Annotated in this window: 21 protein-coding genes; 6 read left to right on the top strand and 15 right to left on the bottom strand. The window is 67.9% G+C overall.

The genetic code is table 11. The annotated features are described in order from the left end of the window. Positions 1–62 precede the first annotated feature (62 nt). The 12 genes from JK358_RS19095 to JK358_RS19150 all read right to left on the bottom strand — a co-directional run bounded on the left by JK358_RS19095 (position 63) and on the right by JK358_RS19150 (position 10,896). Positions 63–428 carry a metal-sulfur cluster assembly factor gene (locus tag JK358_RS19095; protein WP_201949091.1) on the bottom strand — a complete coding sequence of 122 codons (366 nt, stop codon included), beginning with the start codon at positions 426–428 and terminating at the stop codon, positions 63–65. Continuing rightward, positions 421–924, bottom strand: a complete 504-nt coding sequence (gene sufU / locus JK358_RS19100) for a Fe-S cluster assembly sulfur transfer protein SufU (RefSeq protein ID WP_201949092.1) — start codon at positions 922–924, stop codon at positions 421–423. The genes JK358_RS19095 and sufU overlap by 8 nt, the downstream gene beginning before the upstream one ends. Positions 925–927: 3 nt before the next feature. Next, on the bottom strand, positions 928–2,181 hold the full coding sequence (locus tag JK358_RS19105) for a cysteine desulfurase (RefSeq protein WP_201949093.1): 1,254 nt from the start codon (positions 2,179–2,181) through the stop codon (positions 928–930). A gap of 2 nt (positions 2,182–2,183) precedes the next feature. Then, positions 2,184–2,984: a Fe-S cluster assembly ATPase SufC gene (gene sufC, locus JK358_RS19110; RefSeq protein ID WP_201949094.1), complete on the bottom strand. Its 801-nt coding sequence runs from the start codon at positions 2,982–2,984 to the stop codon at positions 2,184–2,186. A gap of 37 nt (positions 2,985–3,021) precedes the next feature. Next, complete coding sequence (gene sufD, locus JK358_RS19115; RefSeq protein ID WP_201949095.1) at positions 3,022–4,224, bottom strand: Fe-S cluster assembly protein SufD; 1,203 nt, start codon at positions 4,222–4,224, stop codon at positions 3,022–3,024. Continuing rightward, positions 4,224–5,660 carry a Fe-S cluster assembly protein SufB gene (gene sufB, locus JK358_RS19120; protein WP_201949096.1) on the bottom strand — a complete coding sequence of 479 codons (1,437 nt, stop codon included), beginning with the start codon at positions 5,658–5,660 and terminating at the stop codon, positions 4,224–4,226. Before sufB ends, sufD begins: the two co-directional genes overlap by 1 nt. After that, positions 5,657–6,505: a helix-turn-helix transcriptional regulator gene (locus JK358_RS19125; RefSeq protein WP_201949097.1), complete on the bottom strand. Its 849-nt coding sequence runs from the start codon at positions 6,503–6,505 to the stop codon at positions 5,657–5,659. The genes sufB and JK358_RS19125 overlap by 4 nt, the downstream gene beginning before the upstream one ends. Positions 6,506–6,653: 148 nt before the next feature. Further along, positions 6,654–7,223 carry a peptide deformylase gene (locus JK358_RS19130; protein ID WP_201949098.1) on the bottom strand — a complete coding sequence of 190 codons (570 nt, stop codon included), beginning with the start codon at positions 7,221–7,223 and terminating at the stop codon, positions 6,654–6,656. Next, on the bottom strand, positions 7,192–8,106 hold the full coding sequence (locus JK358_RS19135) for an alpha/beta fold hydrolase (RefSeq protein WP_201949099.1): 915 nt from the start codon (positions 8,104–8,106) through the stop codon (positions 7,192–7,194). Before JK358_RS19135 ends, JK358_RS19130 begins: the two co-directional genes overlap by 32 nt. 83 nt (positions 8,107–8,189) lie before the next feature. Beyond that, the gene (locus JK358_RS19140) at positions 8,190–9,209 is read right to left on the bottom strand and encodes a zinc-dependent alcohol dehydrogenase (protein WP_201949100.1); all 1,020 of its coding nucleotides are present in this window, start codon (positions 9,207–9,209) and stop codon (positions 8,190–8,192) included. 40 nt (positions 9,210–9,249) lie between these two features. Then, positions 9,250–9,843 carry a TetR/AcrR family transcriptional regulator gene (locus JK358_RS19145; protein ID WP_201949101.1) on the bottom strand — a complete coding sequence of 198 codons (594 nt, stop codon included), beginning with the start codon at positions 9,841–9,843 and terminating at the stop codon, positions 9,250–9,252. A gap of 84 nt (positions 9,844–9,927) precedes the next feature. Beyond that, complete coding sequence (locus tag JK358_RS19150; protein ID WP_201949102.1) at positions 9,928–10,896, bottom strand: hypothetical protein; 969 nt, start codon at positions 10,894–10,896, stop codon at positions 9,928–9,930. A 138-nt stretch (positions 10,897–11,034) separates the two neighbouring features. On the opposite strand from JK358_RS19150, the gene mptB reads away from it, so the two are divergent. The 4 genes from mptB to JK358_RS19170 all read left to right on the top strand — a co-directional run bounded on the left by mptB (position 11,035) and on the right by JK358_RS19170 (position 15,573). Beyond that, on the top strand, positions 11,035–12,789 hold the full coding sequence (gene mptB, locus JK358_RS19155; RefSeq protein ID WP_201949103.1) for a polyprenol phosphomannose-dependent alpha 1,6 mannosyltransferase MptB: 1,755 nt from the start codon (positions 11,035–11,037) through the stop codon (positions 12,787–12,789). 38 nt (positions 12,790–12,827) lie between these two features. Then, on the top strand, positions 12,828–13,760 hold the full coding sequence (locus JK358_RS19160) for an ABC transporter ATP-binding protein (RefSeq protein WP_201949104.1): 933 nt from the start codon (positions 12,828–12,830) through the stop codon (positions 13,758–13,760). Continuing rightward, on the top strand, positions 13,757–14,539 hold the full coding sequence (locus tag JK358_RS19165; protein WP_201949105.1) for an ABC transporter permease: 783 nt from the start codon (positions 13,757–13,759) through the stop codon (positions 14,537–14,539). The genes JK358_RS19160 and JK358_RS19165 overlap by 4 nt, the downstream gene beginning before the upstream one ends. Positions 14,540–14,604: 65 nt before the next feature. Next, positions 14,605–15,573: a COX15/CtaA family protein gene (locus tag JK358_RS19170; RefSeq protein ID WP_201949106.1), complete on the top strand. Its 969-nt coding sequence runs from the start codon at positions 14,605–14,607 to the stop codon at positions 15,571–15,573. 46 nt (positions 15,574–15,619) lie between these two features. Here JK358_RS19170 and JK358_RS19175 read toward each other — a convergent pair whose 3' ends face one another. Continuing rightward, the gene (locus JK358_RS19175) at positions 15,620–16,489 is read right to left on the bottom strand and encodes a class I SAM-dependent methyltransferase (RefSeq protein ID WP_201949107.1); all 870 of its coding nucleotides are present in this window, start codon (positions 16,487–16,489) and stop codon (positions 15,620–15,622) included. 40 nt (positions 16,490–16,529) lie between these two features. Continuing rightward, a complete protein-coding gene (locus JK358_RS19180; protein ID WP_201949108.1) occupies positions 16,530–16,895 on the bottom strand; it encodes a DUF4345 domain-containing protein in 366 nt (121 codons plus the stop codon). Positions 16,896–16,986: 91 nt separating this feature from the next. Here JK358_RS19180 and JK358_RS19185 point away from each other — a divergent pair, with 91 nt between their 5' ends. Continuing rightward, positions 16,987–17,763, top strand: coding sequence for an AraC family transcriptional regulator (locus tag JK358_RS19185; RefSeq protein WP_232851540.1), 777 nt, complete (start codon positions 16,987–16,989; stop codon positions 17,761–17,763). 39 nt (positions 17,764–17,802) lie between these two features. Here the strand turns inward: JK358_RS19185 and JK358_RS19190 are convergent, their stop codons facing one another. Then, a complete protein-coding gene (locus tag JK358_RS19190; protein ID WP_201949109.1) occupies positions 17,803–18,921 on the bottom strand; it encodes an alpha/beta hydrolase family protein in 1,119 nt (372 codons plus the stop codon). Positions 18,922–19,021: 100 nt separating this feature from the next. Between JK358_RS19190 and JK358_RS19195 the strand changes: the two genes are divergently transcribed. After that, positions 19,022–19,624 carry a TetR/AcrR family transcriptional regulator gene (locus tag JK358_RS19195; RefSeq protein WP_201949110.1) on the top strand — a complete coding sequence of 201 codons (603 nt, stop codon included), beginning with the start codon at positions 19,022–19,024 and terminating at the stop codon, positions 19,622–19,624. The last annotated feature ends 6 nt before the right edge of the window (positions 19,625–19,630 follow it).

The following is a 19,630-nucleotide window of genomic DNA, read 5'->3' on the forward strand; positions in this document are numbered from 1 at the left end:
CCTCAACGCGATGCGGGCCGATCCCCCAGGGGGATCGGCCCGCATCGCGCGTGCTGGTGCGATCAGACGGTGAAGCCGAGGGCGCGCAGTTGCTCGCGGCCGTCTTCAGTGATCTTGTCGGGGCCCCACGGGGGCATCCAGACCCAGTTGATCTGGAGGTCCTCGACCAGGCCGCTGCGGACCAGGGCGTTGCGGGCCTGGTCTTCGATGACGTCGGTGAGGGGGCAGGCCGGGGAGGTGAGGGTCATGTCGATCTTGGCGATCTGGTCCTCGACCTTGAGGCCGTAGACCAGGCCGAGGTCGACGACGTTGATGCCGAGTTCGGGGTCGACCACATCGCGCATGGCTTCCTCGAGATCCTCGAGGTGCTGGATCTCCTCCGCGGTCAGCTCGACGGCCTCGGTCGGCTGTTCGGTGGTGTCACTCATCGGATTTCGTCTCCCCGTTCACGGCTTCGGTAGAAAGCGCGGGCTGCTTGCTCTCCTGTGCGGAGGTTATCCGCACGACGGCGTCCTTGAACGCCATCCAGCCCAGCAGCGCGCATTTCACGCGGGCCGGGTACTTGGCGACGCCGGCGAAGGCGATGCCGTCGCCGATGACGTCCTCATCGCCCTCGACGGTGCCGCGGCTGGTAACCATCTCGTCGAAGGCTTCGACGACCTTCATGGCCTGCTGCAGCGGCAGGCCGATGACCTGGTCGGTGAGCACCGAGGTGGACGCCTGGCTGATCGAGCAGCCCTGGCCGTCGTAGGACACGTCGACCACGTCACCGTTGTCGTCCAGGTGGACGCGCAGGGTCACCTCGTCACCACAGGTGGGGTTGACGTGGTGCACCTCCGCACCGAACGGCTCACGCAGGCCGCGATGGTGCGGGTGCTTGTAGTGGTCCAGGATGACTTCCTGGTACATCTGCTCCATGCGCATGGTTTATGCAACTCCGAAGAAGCTCTGGGCCTTCCGCACGGCGGCGATCAGCGCGTCCACCTCGTCGAGGGTGTTGTAGACGGCGAAGGAGGCACGGGCGGTCGCGGCCACACCGAACTTGCGGTGCAGCGGCCAGGCGCAGTGGTGACCGACGCGGATGGCGACACCCTCGTCGTCGAGGATCTGGCCGACGTCGTGGGCGTGGATGCCATCCACCACGAAAGCGACAGCGCCACCACGGTTCACGGTGTCGGCGGGGCCGACGATGCGGACGCCGTCGATCTTGGAAAGACCTTCGAGGGCCGCGGTGACGAGCGAGTGCTCGTGCGCCGCAACGGCTTCCATGCCGATCTCCTCGAGGTACCGCACGGCGGCACCCAATCCGACGACCTGCGAGGTCATCGGCACACCGGCCTCGAAACGCTGCGGCGGGGCGGCGAAGGTCGAGTGGTCCATGAACACCGTCTCGATCATGGAGCCACCGGTGATGAACGGCGGGGTCTCCTCGAGCAGCGCGTAGCGGCCGTAGAGCACACCGACACCCGACGGGCCGAGCATCTTGTGTCCGGAGAAGGCGGCGAAATCGACGCCCAGCTCGCGGAAGTTCACCGGCATGTGCGGCACCGACTGGCAGGCGTCCAGCACCACCAGCGCGCCGACTTCCTTTGCGTGGCGCACCAATTCGGCCACGGGCGCGATCGCACCGGTCACATTGGACTGGTGGGTGAACGCGACGACCTTGGTGGCGGGCGACAATTCGAGCGAATCGAGGTCGATGCGCCCGTCGTCGGTGATGCCGTACCACTTCAGCGTCGCACCGGTGCGGCGCGCGAGCTCCTGCCACGGAACGAGATTCGCGTGATGCTCGAGCTCGGTGATGACGATCTCGTCGCCGGGGCCCACGTGGTACGGGAACCGGTCGTCGGCGAAGGCGTAGGTCACCAGGTTCAGCGATTCGGTCGCGTTCTTGGTGAAGACGATCTCGTCCGCGCGCACGCCCACGAAGCGGGCGATGTCGGCGCGGGCGCCCTCGTAGGCATCGGTGGCCTCTTCGGCCAGCTGGTGAGCACCACGGTGCACTGCCGCATTGCGCTGGATGAGGAAGTCGCGTTCAGCCTCCAGCACCTCCATGGGCCGCTGCGCGGTGGCACCAGAGTCCAAGTAGACCAAGGGTTTTCCGTCGCGCACCGTGCGGCTCAAGATCGGGAAGTCGGCCCGGATGCGGGCAACGTCCAGAGCGGGCACCGTGGTGGTCATAGTCAAGCTCCTACGGAAGCAGAGGTGAAGCGCACGTAGCCATTCGCGTCGAGTTCGTCGGCCAGCTCGGGGCCGCCCTCGGCCACGATCTTTCCGCCCACGAACACGTGGACGAAGTCGGGCTGGATGTAGCGCAGGATGCGGGTGTAGTGGGTGATCAGCAGTACGCCGCCCGCCGTAGGCTTGCCGGAGCCATCGATCCAGCCCCGCTCCTTGTAACGATTCACACCCTCGGAAACAATCCGCAGCGCGTCGACGTCGAGGCCGGAATCGGTCTCGTCGAGGATGGCGATCTTCGGCTTGAGCAGGCTCAGCTGCAGGATCTCCTGGCGCTTCTTCTCACCGCCGGAGAAGCCCTCGTTGACCGAGCGGTCACTGAAGGCCGCGTCGATCTCGAGTTCGGCCATGTTCTCCTTGACTTCCTTGACCCAGGTGCGCAGCTTGGGGGCCTCACCGCGGATGGCGGTGGCGGCGGTGCGCAGGAAGTTGGAGACCGAGACGCCCGGGACCTCGACGGGGTACTGCATGGCCAGGAACAGACCCGCGCGCGCACGCTCGTCGACGGACATCTCGAGGACGTCCTCACCGTCGAGGGTGATGGAGCCCTGGGTGACGGTGTACTTGGGGTGACCGGCGATGGCGTAGGACAGCGTCGACTTGCCGGAACCGTTGGGGCCCATGATCGCGTGGGTCTCGCCCGACTTCACGGTCAGGTTCACGCCCTTGAGGATCTTGATGGGCTCGCCGTTTTCATCGGGGTTGGCGACCTCGACGTGCAGGTCCTTGATTTCCAGGGTGGTCATCGAATTCGAATTCCTTTGCAGGGAGGGGAAGTTGGTGTCAGACGCCGACAGCGGCGAGCTCGGCCTCGATGGCCGCCTCGAGCCGCTCCCGGACCTCGGGGACCGAAATCTTGAGGATGATCTCGTGGAAGAAGCCGCGCACGACCAGACGTCGCGCCGCCTCCTCCGGAATACCGCGCGAGCGCAGGTAGAACAGCTGCTCGTCATCGAAACGGCCGGTGGCCGCGGCATGTCCGGCGCCCACGATCTCGCCGGTCTCGATCTCCAGGTTCGGCACCGAGTCGGCGCGCGCGCCGTCGGTGAGCACCAGGTTGCGGTTCACCTCATAGGTGTCGGTGCCCTCGGCGGCGGCGCGAATGAGCACATCGCCCACCCACACGGTGTGCGCGTCCGGCTTGTTCGAGGTCGGATCACCCTGCAGCGCACCCTTGTACTGCACGTTGGACTTGCAGTTGGGCTGCGAGTGGTCGACCAGCAGGCGCTGCTCGAAGAACTGACCGTCGTCGGCGAAGTACAGGCCGAGCAGTTCGGCGTCGCCACCCGGACCCGCGTAGCGGACATTGCCGGTCAGGCGCACCACATCGCCACCGAGGGTGACATTGGTGTGGCGCAGGGTGGCGTCACGGCCCAGCTTTGCGTGGTGCGCGGTGACGTGCACGGCGTCGTCGGCCCAGTCCTGGACGATGACGACATTCAGCGCGGCGGAGTCGCCGAGCACGAATTCCACGTTCTCCGCGTAGGTTCCACTGCCGCGCTGGTCGACGACCACGGTGGCGCGGGCGAAGTTGCCCAGGCGCACCTGGAGGTGGCCGTAGGCGACCTTGCCCTCGCCCGGACCGGTGATGGTCACGGTGACCGGCTCGGCCACTTCGGTTTCCGCGCCGACCGACACGATGGTGGCCTGCTCGAAGCCCGAGTACGCCTGTGCGGCAACACGATCGGTGGGCACGCCGCCCTCGCCGAGGCGAGAGTCGTTGCGGTCCACGGTTTCCACCGTCACACCGGCGACCTCGGTCGCCTCAACGGTGGCCTGGCCGTCCCGCACGGCGGTGCCGTCGTGCAGGCCGTTCAACCGGCGCATCGGGGTGAAGCGCCAGGCTTCATCCCGACCCGACGGCACCTCGAAGGCGTTCACGTCGAACGACGCGAACACCTCGCCCTTGTTCACAGCGGGAGTGCGGGACTCAGCGGCCGCAGCGATATTCGCCTCCGGCGAAGTGGCAACGTTCTCGACGGCCATCAGCCGACGGCTCCTTCCATCTGCAGTTCGATCAGGCGGTTCAGCTCGAGCGCGTACTCCATCGGGAGTTCCTTCGCGATCGGCTCGACGAATCCGCGCACCACCATCGCCATGGCCTCGTCCTCGGTGAGACCGCGCGACATCAGGTAGAACAGCTGATCCTCGGACACCTTCGAGACGGTCGCCTCGTGGCCCATGGTCACGTCGTCCTCGCGGATGTCGACGTAGGGGTAGGTGTCGGAGCGAGAGATGTTGTCCACCAGCAGCGCATCACACTTCACGGTCGACTTGGACGCGTACGCGCCCTTGTTGACCTGCACCAGGCCACGGTAGGAGGCACGGCCACCGCCGCGCGCCACCGACTTGGAGATGATGTTCGAGGAGGTGTGCGGCGCCAGGTGCAGCATCTTCGCGCCGGTGTCCTGGTGCTGGCCCTCGCCGGCGAAGGCGATGGAGAGCACCTCGCCCTTGGCGTGCTCACCGGTCATCCACACGGCCGGGTACTTCATGGTGACCTTGGAGCCGATATTGCCGTCGACCCATTCCATGGTCGCGCCCGCCTCGGCCTTGGCCCGCTTGGTGACCAGGTTGTAGACGTTGTTCGACCAGTTCTGAATGGTGGTGTACCGGCAGCGGCCACCCTTCTTCACGATGATCTCCACGACCGCGGAGTGCAGCGAGTCCGACGAGTAGATCGGCGCGGTGCAACCCTCGACATAGTGCACGTAGGCATCCTCGTCGACGATGATCAGCGTGCGCTCGAACTGACCCATGTTCTCGGTGTTGATCCGGAAGTAGGCCTGCAGCGGGATGTCGACGTGCACGCCCGGCGGCACGTAGATGAACGAGCCTCCCGACCACACGGCCGAGTTCAGCGCGGAGAACTTGTTGTCACCCGACGGGATGACCGAGCCGAAGTACTGCTGGAACAGCTCCGGATGCTCCTTGAGACCGGTGTCGGTGTCGAGGAAGATGACGCCCTGCTTCTCCAGATCCTCACGGATGGAGTGGTAGACGACCTCGGACTCGTACTGCGCGGCGACACCGGCGACCAGGCGCTGCTTCTCCGCCTCCGGGATGCCGAGCTTGTCGTAGGTGTTCTTGATGTCCTCGGGCAGTTCCTCCCAGGAGGCGGCCTGCTTCTCCGAGGAGCGCACGAAGTACTTGATGTTGTCGAAGTCGATGCCGTTGAGATCGGAACCCCAGTTGGGCATGGGCTTCTTGTCGAAGATGCGCAGCGCCTTCAGCCGGAAGTCGAGCATCCACTCGGGCTCGCTCTTCTTCGCCGAGATGTCGCGGACGACCTCCTCGGACAGGCCGCGCTTGGCACTGGCACCGGCGACATCCTTGTCGGCCCAGCCGTACTCGTAGGTACCCAGCGACGCGATGGTCTCTTCCTGGGTCAGCGGCTGCGCCTGGTCGGCGGTCGTCGTCATTCGGCACTCCTTCCGGAGTCGTGTGTAGAAGTCGATGCGGGCTGAGCAGCGACAGATCGTGCGTTCTTTTGGGACTTAGCGGCGGTATTCGGTTTGACGGTGGGCATCAGCAACGGCACATGCGTGGTGCACGCGCAGTCGCCGTTGGCGATGGTGGCCAGCCGTTGCACATGCGTGCCGAGAATCTCCCGGAACGCCTCCAACTCGGCGGCGCACAACTCCGGGAACTCCTCGGCGACATGCGACACCGGGCAGTGGTGCTGGCAGATCTGAACGCCCGCACCGACTTTCCGGGTCGATGCGGCGAACCCGGCGTCGGTGAAGGCGTCGGCGATCTCCTCGGCCTTGGCCTCGGTCTCCTCGGACGTGTGTCCTTTCAACCGATCGATGCCCGCGACAATGGTTCCGACCCGCTTACGTGCGAAATCGACGATGGCCTTGTCGCCGCCGATCTCGCGGAGCTGTCGCATCGCGGCACCGGCGAGGTCATCGTAGGCGTGCCCCAACCGGCCCCTGCCGGTGGAGGTCAGCTGATACTGCTTGGCGGGACGGCCGCGGCCGCTCTGCTGCCACTTCGCCGACGTGGTGGCCCGCGCCTCGCCCGACTCGATGAGCGCCTCGAGGTGCCTGCGCACCCCGGCCGGCGTGAGCCCGAGCCGCTCGCCGATGGCGGTGGCGGTAATGGGACCCTCTTCGAGCAGGAGCTTGACGACGGCCTCACGGGTGTGGCCCTCGCCCGCGGGTTCGGGCGCGACAGCAGGCCGGGCGCCCTTCCGGCGCCCGGTGCCTGATCCCGCATTCCGCAAACCCACGGTTTTCACAACACAAGTGTGACGGAATTCCATTCCGCGATCCAGTAAGGTTTGCCTGACTTAACGAGGGCGACCTGCGAGAATGCTCACGGGTGTGACCTGGTGCACTCCGGAACCGATCGAATCGGGCGTATTTACGCAAGCCGACCGCACCGAAAACCCGCCGCGCGTGATCTCCGGCCTAGCCGTGGAAGGGGTCGGCGTCCTGCCCCGGCAGCCACGAGCGACCCGGCTCGGTCCAGCCGTTGGCCTTGATCATCTTCTTCGCCGCGCGCTGATTCCGGCCGATGAGGCGATCCAGGTAGAGGTGGCCGAGCAGGTGATCGGTCTCGTGCTGCAGGCAGCGGGCGAGGTAGCCGGTGCCCTCGACGGCGGTCGGCCTGCCCTCGGCGTCGACGCCCGTCACCTTCGCCCAGTCGGCGCGACCGGTCGGGTACCACTCCCCCGGCACCGACAGGCAGCCCTCGATATCGTCCTCCGGATCGGGCATGGTCTCGGGGATCGCCGAGGTCTCCAGCACCGGGTTCACCACATAGCCGCGCTGCCGTGTCCCACCCACGACGAGGTCGTAGACGAAAACGGCTCGGGGATCGCCGATCTGGTTCGCGGCCAGCCCGGCTCCGCGCGCCGCGGTATTCGTCTCGAAGAGCGTGTCGACGAAAGCGGCCAGCTCCGAATCGAATTCGGTGACGGGGACAGCCGGTGCGGTCAGGCGCGGATCACCGGCGATGAGGATCGGTCGAATTGCCACTCGCACGAGAATAGGCAAGGAAGTCCAGCAGCTCGCGCACCACCTCGCCCGGATTCTCCTCCGGCAGGAAATGACCGCCGCGCAAGGGTTTTCCGCGCAGGTCGGCGGCCCAGCGACCCCAGACGCGCAGCGGGTCGAACCATTCGGCGACCGCGCCCTTCTCATCCCAGAGGGCCAGGACCGGACAGTGGATACGGCGGACGCCCCGGTCGCGGAGGTCGGCGGCGTAGTCGACGGTGGCGGCGGCGCGGTACTCCTCACAGATGGCGCGAATGCCCTGCGGGGTGGCGAAATTGGTGATGTAGGCGGTGCGCAGCGGATCCGGGAAGACAGCGGGATCGGTGGACCAGCTGTCGAGCATGTGATTCACGAAGGTGGACGGGGAGCGCGCGATCAGCGTTTCCGGGATCGGGCGCGGGGCGGCCAGGAAGGTCCACACCCAGTACGCCAGCCAGAGATCGTGATCGCCCACATCGAAAACGTCACCGGTGGGGACGATATCGAGGACGGCCAGGGCCGTGACCACATCGGGGTGGTCCAGGGCCATCCGGTAGGCGCACCGCGCGCCGCGATCGTGACCGGCGACGGCGAAGCGCGGATAACCGAGTTCGGCCATCACCTCGACCTGGTCGGTGGCCAGGGTGCTCATGGCGTACGGCAGGTGATCCGGGGTGCTGGCGGGCTTGCCGCTCGCACCGAAACCGCGCAGGTCCGTGGCGACCACGGTGTGGGAGCGGGCCAGTTCCGGGGCCACGCGATGCCACATCAGATGCGTTTCGGGGATGCCGTGCAGGAGCAGCAGCGGCGGTCCGGAACCGCCTCGGCGACCATGAATCGTGGTGCCGGACACCTGGATATCGAATTCGGAGAACCCGTCGAACATCTGCGCCTTCCTGTGAGCGACGTGTTTTTCTCCGGGTACCCCTCCGGGCCGCCGTCATTCGATGCGGACGGGCCGTTCTCGCGTCAGCGCACGGCGACCAGTTTCAGCGGCCCCTCCAGCAGGGCGTCCACCGAATCGGCGAAGCCGACCGTGCGTGTGGTGACCAGTGCCGGATCGAAGCGACCGGCGGCGACCAGAGCGAGCACGGCGGGAATCGCGGGGCGGACGTGCGCGCGGCCGGTGTGGAAAGTGCAGCAGCGCGAATACATTTCGAACACCGGCAGGGGGACGTCCTGGGTCTGCACGCTCACGCTGGTGCACCAGCCGTCGACGGCGGTGGCGTGCACGGCGGCGACCAGGGCGCGGCGGCCGCCCGCGGCCTCCACGGTGATCGGAAAGCGGCCGACCCTGGCATCAGCCGGACCCTCGATGGCCTCCGCACCGAATTTCGCTGCGATGGACAGTCTTTCGGGGTCGGTGTCGAGGTACACCACACGCGCGGAGTCGAGGGCCACGGCCAGACCGGCGGCGTACAGGCCGATGGACGGTGCGGCCGCGCCGCCGAGCACCAGCACCTCGGCGCCCGGGTCGGCGGCCAATTGCGGTGCCACCGCACGGTATCCGTCCGGGATGTTGTCGCTGGCACTGGCCACGGCCACCGGGTCGACGCCCTCCGGCACGGGGACGAGCATGGCGTCGGCGTGCGGGATCAGGGCCAGATCGGCCCAGAGCCCGCCCCAGTCGAGGCCGCCCATCGGGCCGAGGCCGTAGGTGGACATGAACGGGTGGGCCGTGCAGTTGCCGGTGCGCCCGCGCAGACAGGCCGGGCAGGTGCCGCAGGAGATCTGGAAGGGTACGACCACGCGGTCGCCGACGGCGATCGTGCGCACGGCCTCCCCCACGGCGACCACTTCGGCGACGCCCTCGTGCCCGAACGGGTACGGACCCGGGAGCGGGAACCTGCCGTGCAGGACCGCGGGGTCGATGTCGCAGGTGGCCAGGGCGATCGGGCGGACCACGGCCTGGTCGTTGGATTCGATGGCGGGTTCGGGGGCTTGTTCCCAGCGTAGTGCGCCGGGGCCGTCGAGCATGAGTCGCTGCATCTGCGAGCCTTCGCTAGAACGTTCTTTCCAGACTTCCAGGCTACGGTGAATTCACCTCGGCGGCACCGATTTCCGCCACACTCAACCGGATCAGCCGGGCCATGGCCCGCGACACGGTGTGCAAGGGCTCCTCCGAGCGGCGCACCCGGGCCAGCAGTGTCGCTCCCTCGTAGGCGGCGACCACCGTGGTGGCCAGTTCGAACGCCTCGTCCCGCGGCAGTCCCATCTCGGTGAGCATGTCGGTGAAACCGCCCGCGACCGCGTCGAACGCCGAAACGCAGGCCGCACGTACGGCATCCACGTCACTGCCGCCGTCGAGAGCGGGCGTGCCGACCGGACAGCCCTCCGTCCAGCCCGACTCGGCGAGTTTGGCCGCCATGAAGTCGAACAGCGTTGCCGCCGTGGCGAACACATCCGGCGGGGCTTGACATATCATCCGCCCCACCAGAACTCCCGTACCGGTGATGGCCGAGACGGCGATCTCCTCCTTACCACCCGGAAAGTGGTGGTAGATGGAGCCGTACGGCAGCCCCGCCGCCTCGCTCAACTTCTTCAGACCGAATCCGTGATAGCCGTGCCGGGCCAGCAGACCCGCCGCCGCCATCTCGATACGCCGCTTGGACTCCGAAACCATCAATTCAGAGTATGGGCGGGGTCCGACAACGGCAGCCGGAATCGCGCTATCGGGCGTCGATCCATCCGCTGCGTGGACACCGGATCATGCTTTGACCCAACCTTTCTCGACGAACAGCGGCACGAACTCGACCGGCACGAACAGACGATCCTCCGGCAGTGGGACGTCGAAATACCGTGCGGGCGGGAGCAATCGATCATCGGCGGTGCCCAGGTCGATGACCCAGCGATCCGGGCCGGGCCGGAAACCGGCCGCGCCCTTGCCGACCGTACGAGCCAGGAAACGCAGCTCCGACGGCAGGATGTCCAGCGGATCCTGGCGCGCGAACACGCCCAGCCGCGCCGCCCGCGCCGCCCCCACCGCCTGCCGGGCCCGATTCAGGCCCGGATCCGAAATCGGCTGCCCCGGAACAGGAACCGCCTCCACCATGCCCGGCTGCTTGCGGAACGGATTGATATTGGGCCAGATGAAGTACGGCACCGCCCAGCCACCCGCCAGCATCCGCTCGTTGTAGGTCGGCGGACGCGGCGTGGTCGCCGCCTCGACATTCAAGTACGTGAGGAAACGGCCGTAGCGGTCGAACACATCCGACGCGAACGCCATGAAGAACCGGAAATCGGCGGGCTCGAGCCCGCTCGCCATCCGATCCTGCTCGACGAAACCCTCCAGCGCCCGATGCGCGGCCAGCGCGTGCCGGGCGTGGTTGGCCGCGCAGTCCGGGCCGGTGCGCGCCCGCAGATCCGCCTCCAACTCCGGCGGCAGCGGCGGATCGAAGGGCGGCAAACCGGGGGCGAACGGATCGGTGAGGAATTCCGTCCACGCCGCCGAACCGATGGACGGGAAGGCGTCCGGATTCGCGGGCAGCGAGAAACTCACCTCCGGCGTATCCATTCCCAGGAATCGCGTACTGATATTGCCGATCGGATCGACGGTGACGGTATCGCCGTCGTGCACCGCCTGAGCCACACTCATCGGCTTTCCGGTGGACCCGAGGCCGAGTCCCGCGTGCCCGACGAGAAATCCGGCGCGGCTCTTCTCTACTGCTTTCGCCATGACGATCTCCGAATTGAATTGCCGGCACGAGCCGATCGGCTCGCGGCCGCGGCGAACCGCGTCACCGAATAATCGCTGTCGGGGCGGCAGCCGCAACCGAACCGGGAAGTACGGTCGCGATCGGTTACGCTGACCCGCATGACGGCGGGTGACAGCGATGAGAAGGCCAGCGGGAGTAGCCCATCCGGCGTAATCGCCCACCCCCGTGGACCTCGTCGCAGCGCGGCCGTGCATCGCACCGTGGAACTGGGCCGGCGGCTCATCGGCCTGGACGTCTCACGCGACCACACGGTCGGCGACCTGCACCACGACGAGGCCGCCTCCCAGAGGCTCAACGCCCGGGAGAAAACCCAGTTCGACCGGGTGCGCATGCTCGGGGCGACCGGCTCGGTGATGATGGCCCTGGGCGCGCTCGGACTCGGCGCCCAGCCGACCCTGCAGAACCCGACCTCGGGCAAGGCCCTGTTGGGGCTGCTCGCGCGGACCTACAACGCCACACTGGCCATCACCATGGTCGGCACCGCGGTGGTCATGCTCTCGTGGCTGCTGATGGGACGCTTCGCACTCGGGCTGCCGTCGCGGGGAGTTCGCCGGGTCACCCGCTCGCAGCTGGATCGCACGCTGCTGCTGTGGATCATTCCGCTGTCCATCGCGCCGCCGATGTTCAGCAATGACGTCTACTCGTATCTCGCGCAGGGTGAAATCGCGGCCCGCGGACTCGACCCCTATTCGGTCGGACCGGAACAGGGACTCACCCTCGACAATCCACTGACCAAACAGGTGTCGGGAATCTGGCAGAAAACCCCCGCCCCCTATGGACCGTTATCCCTGTGGATAGGTCGCGGTATCGCGGAGATAACCGGCGACAACATCATCGCCGGGGTGCTCCTGCATCGGCTGGTGGCCCTGCTCGGCGTCGCCTGCATTGTCTGGGCACTGCCGCGACTGGCCCGCCGCTGCGGCGTTTCCAGTGTTGCCGCCCTGTGGCTGGGCGCGGCCAATCCGCTGGTGCTCTTCCATTTGGTCTCCGGCGCGCACAATGAGGCGCTCATGATCGGCCTCATGCTCGTCGGCCTGGAGTTCTGTCTGCGAGCCCTGGATTTCCCTGGGCCACTACGCGGTTCGACCCTGACGCTGTTCCTGGCCGGCGTCACCGTGATCGCCCTGTCGTCCATGGTGAAGATCCCGTCCATGCTCGCCATGGCCTTCGTCTGGATGGCGCTGACGCGATACTGGGGCGGAGGCTGGCGCGCCCTCGTCAGATCCGCGGCCCTCCTCGGCGTGGTGACCGGCTTCGTCACCGTCGCCGTCTGTCTCGCCAGCGGCCTCGGCTTCGGCTGGATCTCCACCCTCACCACCGCCAACGCCGTCCGCAGCTGGATGTCCCTGCCCACCGCCATCGGCGTGGCCACCGCCTTCGGCGGCGTCCTGCTCGGCATCGGCGACCACACCACAGCCCTGCTGAGCCTCACCCGCCCGATCGCAGCGGCGGTGGCCGGCGTCATCGTCCTGCGCATGCTCATAGCCACCTACAACGGCCGCCTGAATCCCGTTGGCGCCCTGGGCGTCTCGTTCGGCTTCGTAGTCCTGCTCTTCCCCGTGGTCCAGCCCTGGTACCTGCTGTGGGGCATAATCCCCCTGGCCGCCTGGGCCAACCGCCCCGCCTTCCGCATCCCGGCAACCGTCGCCTCCGCCGTGGTCAGCGTTTTCCTCATGCCCACCGGCCGCGACATCACCCCCTTCGTCCTCATCTACGCCGCCATCATCACCGTGGTCACCTGCGTCATCCTCATCCTCGCCACCCGCAACTCCCTCCCCTGGCAACACCGCCGCGATCCGAGCGATGACCGGCCGGTAGCGAGCAGCGCGAAACACCACGTCGGTGGGGTGTAGCGTGGGTCACTTCCAGTGACCACCTACGGTGTACATCCGTGACCGCAGCTTCCGTACCCGCCGTACGTGTCGACGGCGTCGTGAAACGCTACGGCGAGACCACCGCGGTCGATGGCATCAGCTTCGAACTCGAACGCGCGCAGGTGCTGGCGTTGCTCGGACCCAATGGGGCCGGGAAGACGACCACCACGGAGATGTGCGAGGGGTTTGTGACTCCGGACGCCGGGAGCGTGCGGGTGCTGGGCCTGGACCCGATCGCCGATTCCGATCGACTACGGCCGCGCATCGGGGTGATGCTGCAGGGGGGCGGGGCCTATCCGGGGTCGCGGGCCGGGGAGATGCTGGATCTGGTGGCGTCGTATTCGGCGGATCCGCTGGATCCGCAGTGGCTGCTGGAGACGCTCGGACTGAGTGAGGCTCGGCGGACGCCGTACCGGCGGTTGTCGGGTGGGCAGCAGCAGCGGTTGGCCTTGGCGTGTGCGCTGGTGGGACGGCCGGAGATCGTGTTCCTGGATGAGCCGACCGCCGGGTTGGACGCGCAGGCGCGGCATCTGGTGTGGGAGCTCATCGACGCGCTGCGACGCGACGGGGTGAGCGTGCTGATGACCACGCACATGATGGACGAGGCCGAGCAGCTCGCGGATCAGCTGGTGATCATCGATCACGGGCAGATCGTGGCGCAGGGCACGCCCAGTGAGGTGACCTCGCACGGGGCCGAGGGGCGACTGGCGTTCCACGCGCCGCCGAAACTCGATCTCTCGCTGCTGGAAGCCGCACTGCCGGAAGGGTTCACGCCGCGCGAGACCTCGCCGGGGTCGTACCTGCTGCAGGGTGACATCACCCCGCAGGTGCTGGCCACCATGACGGCCTGGTGCGCGCGAATCGACGTGCTGCCCACCGATATCCGCATCGACCAGCGCCGGCTGGAAGACGTGTTCCTCGAACTGACCGGACGGGAGCTGCGAGGGTGATCGAGACCGCCAACCGTTTCGCGCCCGGCACCTTCGCCCCGGACCCGCGCCCCACCACGCGGGCGAAGATGCTGGCGGCGCAGACCCGGCTCGAACTGATCCTGTTGCTGCGCAACGGCGAACAGCTGCTGCTGACCATGTTCATTCCGATCACGCTGCTGATCGGGTTGACGCTGCTGCCGTTGCGCGGGCTCGGCGATCATCGCGTGGACAAGGTGGTGCCCGCGGTCATGATGGTCGCCATCATGTCCACGGCGTTCACCGGCCAGGCCATCGCCGTCGGCTTCGACCGGCGTTACGGGGCGCTGAAACGCCTGGGTGCGACACCGCTGCCGCGCTGGGGCATCGTCGCGGGCAAATGCGCGGCCGTGCTGATCGTGGTGGTGCTGCAGTCGATTCTGCTGGGCGGCATCGGTTTCGCGCTCGGCTGGCGGCCGACGATCACCGGGCTGCTGCTCGGCGCGGTCGTGATCGCCCTCGGCACAGCCACATTCGCGGCGCTGGGCCTGCTGCTGGGCGGCACCCTCAAGGCCGAGATCATTCTGGCGCTGGCGAACATCCTCTGGTTCGTCATGCTCGGCATCGGCAGCCTGGTGCTGGTGTCGGAGGACATTCCCAGCGCGGTGAGCCTGATCGCACGCCTCATCCCGTCGGGCGCGCTGGCGGAATGCCTGGATCAGGCCATGCGCAACAGCATCGACTGGTACGGCATCGCGGTCCTGTTGGGCTGGGGCGGCCTCAGCGGCTTCCTGGCCACCCGCTTCTTCCGCTTCGACTGAACACCGACGACGCTGCGTAGTAGGGCGGGTGATCGGGCGATATTCCGCCCCGCTACCATCGGTCCGTGCTATCTCGCGCAATCGAGCGACTCGCCGACCTGTTCCCGCTGCCTTCGCTGCGGGCGCAGCGATGGATCGCCTTCGCGGTCATCCTGACCCAGGCCGGAATCTCGGTGACCGGAGCCATTGTTCGCGTCACCGCGTCCGGACTGGGGTGCCCCACGTGGCCGCAGTGCTTCCCCGGCAGCTTCGTGCCGGTGACCGTGGCCGAGGTGCCGGTGCTGCATCAGGCGGTCGAATTCGGTAACCGCATGCTGACTTTCGTGGTGACGCTGTTCGCCGCGGCCATCGTGCTGGCGGTCGTGCGGGCGCGGCGGCGGCGCGAGGTGATCGCCTACGCGTGGATGATGCCGGGCGGCACCGTGGTGCAGGCCATCATCGGCGGCATCACCGTGCGCACCGGATTGCTGTGGTGGACAGTCGCGGTACACCTGCTCGCCTCCATGGTCATGGTGTGGCTGGCGGTGCTGCTGTACGCGAAGATCAGCGAACCCGATGACGGGGTCGCGGTCGTACAGGTGCCCAAGCCGCTGCGGATCCTGACGGTGATCAGCGGTGTGGCCCTGGCCGCCACACTCATCGCGGGCACGCTGGTCACGGGCGCGGGACCGCACGCGGGCGACAAGAGCCTCGAGCGTCCGGTCGAGCGGTTGCAGGTCGAGATCGTCACCCTGGTGCACCTGCATGCCGAACTGCTTGTCGCGTATCTGTCGCTGCTGGTGGGCCTGGGCTTCGGGCTCGCCGCGATCGGCATGACCAAGGCGATCCGGACGCGCTACATCGTGCTCGTCGCGCTGGTGTGCTCGCAGGCGCTGGTGGGTCTGGTCCAGTACTTCACCGATGTCCCGGCGGCGCTGGTGGCCGTGCACGTCGGCGGCGCGGCGGCCTGCACCGCCGCGACCGCCGCCCTGTGGGCCGCCATGCGCACCCGCGAGTCGGTGCCCGCGCAGATCGCGAAACCCGTCACGGCCTGAATCGGCCACCGGCGGCGAGGATTCCTCTCCCGCCGGTAACCCCGTGTCAGCGCCGGTCGGCGACGACCACGCGTCCGGCGCGCAAGGCGGGCTTGTTGGCGCCCTCGATGCCGATCTCCTGTGCGGCCGTGAGCTGATCCACATCGCTGATCACGCCGAACCCGTACTCGTTCAAGAGATTTCGCATCGGCTCCGGTGTCCACTGGGATCGGGTCGGTTCGTGTGCCATCGGATTGCGGCCGCTGCGCGCCAGAATCAGCGATGCGGCCTTGCGGCCGAGTCCGGCGAGCCGCGACGGCGTCTGATAGGTGAGGATCAACCGGCTGCCGGGCGCACTGTGTTTGGCGATCTCGCCGAGGGTGGCCGCCACCTGCTCGGGCGTCAGGTACATGACGACGCCCTCCCAGATCCAGGTGGTCGGCACGGTCTCGTCGTGGTCGGCCTCGCCCAATCGTGTTCCGAGCGAATCGTGTTCGAAGTCGACCGGCACGTATCGCACCGCGGCCAGGGGCTGCCGCTCCCCCATGCGCTCGCGCTTCTCCCCCTGTGAGGCGGGCTGATCCACCTCGAAGACCTCGACGCTCGCCAGCTCCGGCATGCGCCAGGCGCGCGCGTCCAGCCCGGCGCCGAGTATCACGAGCTGCTGATTCCCCTTCTCGCGCAACGCATCGTCGATGACCACCGTCCGTGCGGCCATCACTTCCGCTGTGGCGGTGAGCAATTCGTATTCCACCGCGTCCGCGAAGCCCTTGGGCTTGGTCCGGGCGCGCACCAGCCCCACGATCCCCCGCTCGTCCTCGGTGAGCAGTTCGACGGCCAGCGGGTCGGCGAATCGTCCCGCCGCCAGCCGCCCATCGGCGGCCGCCCGGCCCTGACACACAAGAATCGCGGTTCTGCTGGCTCTGCGCTCGGTCATGCCGCCCATTATGTGCGGGTTTTCGATCTTGTGCCCGTACCTATGCCACGGCCAGCAGCAGTCCGGCACCCACCAGTTCGACCAGGAAGAACACCCAGTTCGGATAGAAGGAGGTGCGCTCCTCGAGGACGGCCGCGACGGCCCGGCCCACCGCCATTCCGGCCAGGGCGACCGCCACGGTCACCAGGATGCCGGTGCGCAGCGAATCGTCCCGCGTCGCGGCGAAGACCAGAATTCCGGCCATCGCCACGCCGAAGCCGCCGTACACGGCCCGCACCTCGTAGCGGGCCGCCGGATCCTGGAGTCGAATTCCGAAGGGGCGCACCACGGCCGCGGGAGCCGCCAGGGCGTACACGCCCATCCCGAGGAAGAACAGCGCGGTGATGCTGATGAAAATGACGGGCACCGGTAGCCTCCGTTTCGTGTCGAGCGATGAGGCAAGGATGCCGGGGCCGGGGTCGACGGCGCTTCCGTCAACCTGCTATCCGACGGTGTGGATGTCCGCAGGTCACGCCCTGTACGCGGGACCGGCCCTGGACCTGGAACCACACTCGGGCTCGGTGTGGTGCTTCGCCGTCGGCGTCGACCATCCCTTCACCATCCGGCTCGGCGACGCCGATCGGTTCGACACCACGACCGCGCTGATCCCGCCACGCACCACCCATCAGCTCATCGCGCACGGCGGCCGGATGATCTTCGCCTACCTGGATCCGAGCTCGCACCGCGCGCAGGCGTGCCGGGAGCTGATGACGGACCGGACCCGGGCCGTCGGCGTCGGCCACACCGCCGACCAGCGGCTCCGCGAGCTGGGAGCCACCCTGCTCGCCGCCACCGCCGCGGAGATTCCGATCGACGGTGCGCGCTCGGCCACGGAAACCCTGGGTATCGCGTGGCTCGACCTCGCCGCACCGGCGCTCCAGCAGGTGATGGACGCGCGAATCACGGAGGCGGTCAAGATAATTCACAACGACCCCGCCGCCACGGTCCCGGCCGGTGAACTCGCCGCCCAGGCCGGGCTGTCGGAATCCCGCTTCCTGCACCTGTTCCGGCAGGAGGCGGGCACCAGCCTGCGCCGCTACCGGCAGTGGGCGCGGCTGCTGCACACCGCCACGGTCTTCCTCGCGGGCCACGATTTGACCAGGGCCGCAACCGAAGCCGGATTCGCCAGCCCCTCGCACTTCGCCGACCGGTTCCGGATCACCTTCGGCCTGTCCGCCACCCGCCTGCTCGGTTCGGGCGCGCGTCTGCGCCTGCTGGATCAGGAAAGGAACTGACGCCGAATGTACCTGTGGAGGGTTGAACCGACCCCTCCGCTACCGGAAGAGGTTGTGCAGGTAGGTGTTCGTGTCGGCATAGGTGTCGTCGAGCGCCTGCATGTGGTCGTAGCCCGGGTAGTCGCGGGTGTCGACGCCGACACCGGCGGCCCGCAGGTCCGCGACCTGCTTCCACAACATGGGCGCGGGCACGTCGATGTCGTTGCTGCCCTGCACGATCAGTAGCGGGTGGTCGTAGCCGGTGGTGGGGACGTCGAGAACGGAGCGGGCCATTGCTTCGAAACCACCGTCCGCCAAGGGTTTCGTGAACATATCGGCCATGGAGACCCGCTCGAGCCGGGCCGTCATGTCGTCGTAGCAATACTGCCCGCTGTCGGCGACGATCCGGCGGCCCAGGGGCGTGAGGTAGGCGTCCAGGTCGAAGCCGGGCCGGGCGGCCCGCAGGCCGCCGAGGACGTAGCTCGTGTAGGTCTTCATCCCCGCGGGCAGGATGTCCGGGGTACCCGGACGGCCCAGCAGCAGCAGGGTGTCGGTAATGCTGGCGCCGGGTGCGATGGCAATCGCCCCACGGTAATCCAGCTCCGGAGCGTAGGTGGTGGCCTGGGCCGCGGTGAACAGTGCCGCGTGCCCGCCCTGGGAATGGCCGACCGCCGCCCACCGCGCCGACAGTGACGGGTCGAGTGCTCGCGCGGCGCGAACCAGATCGATCGCGCTGTTCGCGGCCGCGCGCCCGTCGAGGTAGGCGTGCTCGCCCGGGGTGCCGAGCCCGATGTAGTCGGTAGCCGCGACCGCGAAGCCCTGACTCAGCAGGTTCTGCAGGTAGGGGCGGTAGAAGGTGAAGTCGGTGCGGGTGGGCGCGCAGTCGTCGGCGCGCCCGACGGTGCCGTGCTCCCAGGCCACCACCGGCCAGCCGCCCGGCGGCGGAGTTCCGTTCGGCACGAACAGCGCACCCGAGGACAGCGCGGGCTCGCCCAGCGAGTTCTGTGTCCGGTACTCGAGGCGCTTGGCTGCGGCCGCGCCGGGAATCCACTGATCAGCGGCCAGATCGGCGACCGCCGCGCGGGCCCCTGCCGGATCCGCGTGCGCAGGTCCTGAGGCGGTGCACACGACGGCCGCGCCGAACAGTGCGGCGACGACGGCGGGTATCGAACGATTCATGGCGGCTGCTCCTCGGTTCTCGGCAACGCTGTTATGCAACACTGTTGTATGACAGTGTTGCCGGAGAGCCGCGACTTCCGCAAGACCGAAGGGATGTGACATGCCAGTCGAGGTCGACAGCGCCGATCGCCGCCGCCGCATCGGCGAGGCGGGGGTGAGGATCGTCCGCGAGCACGGCGTCGCCGGTCTGACGGTGCGCGCGGTGGCCGCGGCGCTGGGCGGATCCACCAGCCTCATCACCAATTACGTGCGCAACCGCACCCAGCTACTGGATCTCACCCTGGAAACCCTGGTGCACCAATGGGATACCCAGGTCGATGAACTGACCGGAGATGCCGGGCAGCGGTTGCGCCGACTCGCCGAGTGGGCATTGGACTGGAACCGGGACACCGGCCCGACGGTGGCGAAGATCCTGGTCCAGATCCTCGGCGAGAACGCGATCGACGCACAGCGACTGGCCACCCTGCACCACGAACTCGACCGCTTGCGCGGGCGGCTCATCGCGGCCCTGCGCGCCGCGCAGGTACCGGATGCCGACACCGCCGCGGATGTCCTCTACCTCGCCTCCCGCGGCGCGATGATCACCAGCGTGGAGAATCCGGGAGACTGGCCCGCCGAGCGCCTCGCCCGAGCGGCCGACCATCTCGCGCGCACGCTGGCGGCCGGGCCGGACAGCGAAAAGCCCTGGTCAGGAGAGTCGTGACCAGGG

This window comes from Nocardia acididurans, from assembly GCF_016741815.1.
GTDB lineage: Bacteria > Actinomycetota > Actinomycetes > Mycobacteriales > Mycobacteriaceae > Nocardia > Nocardia acididurans.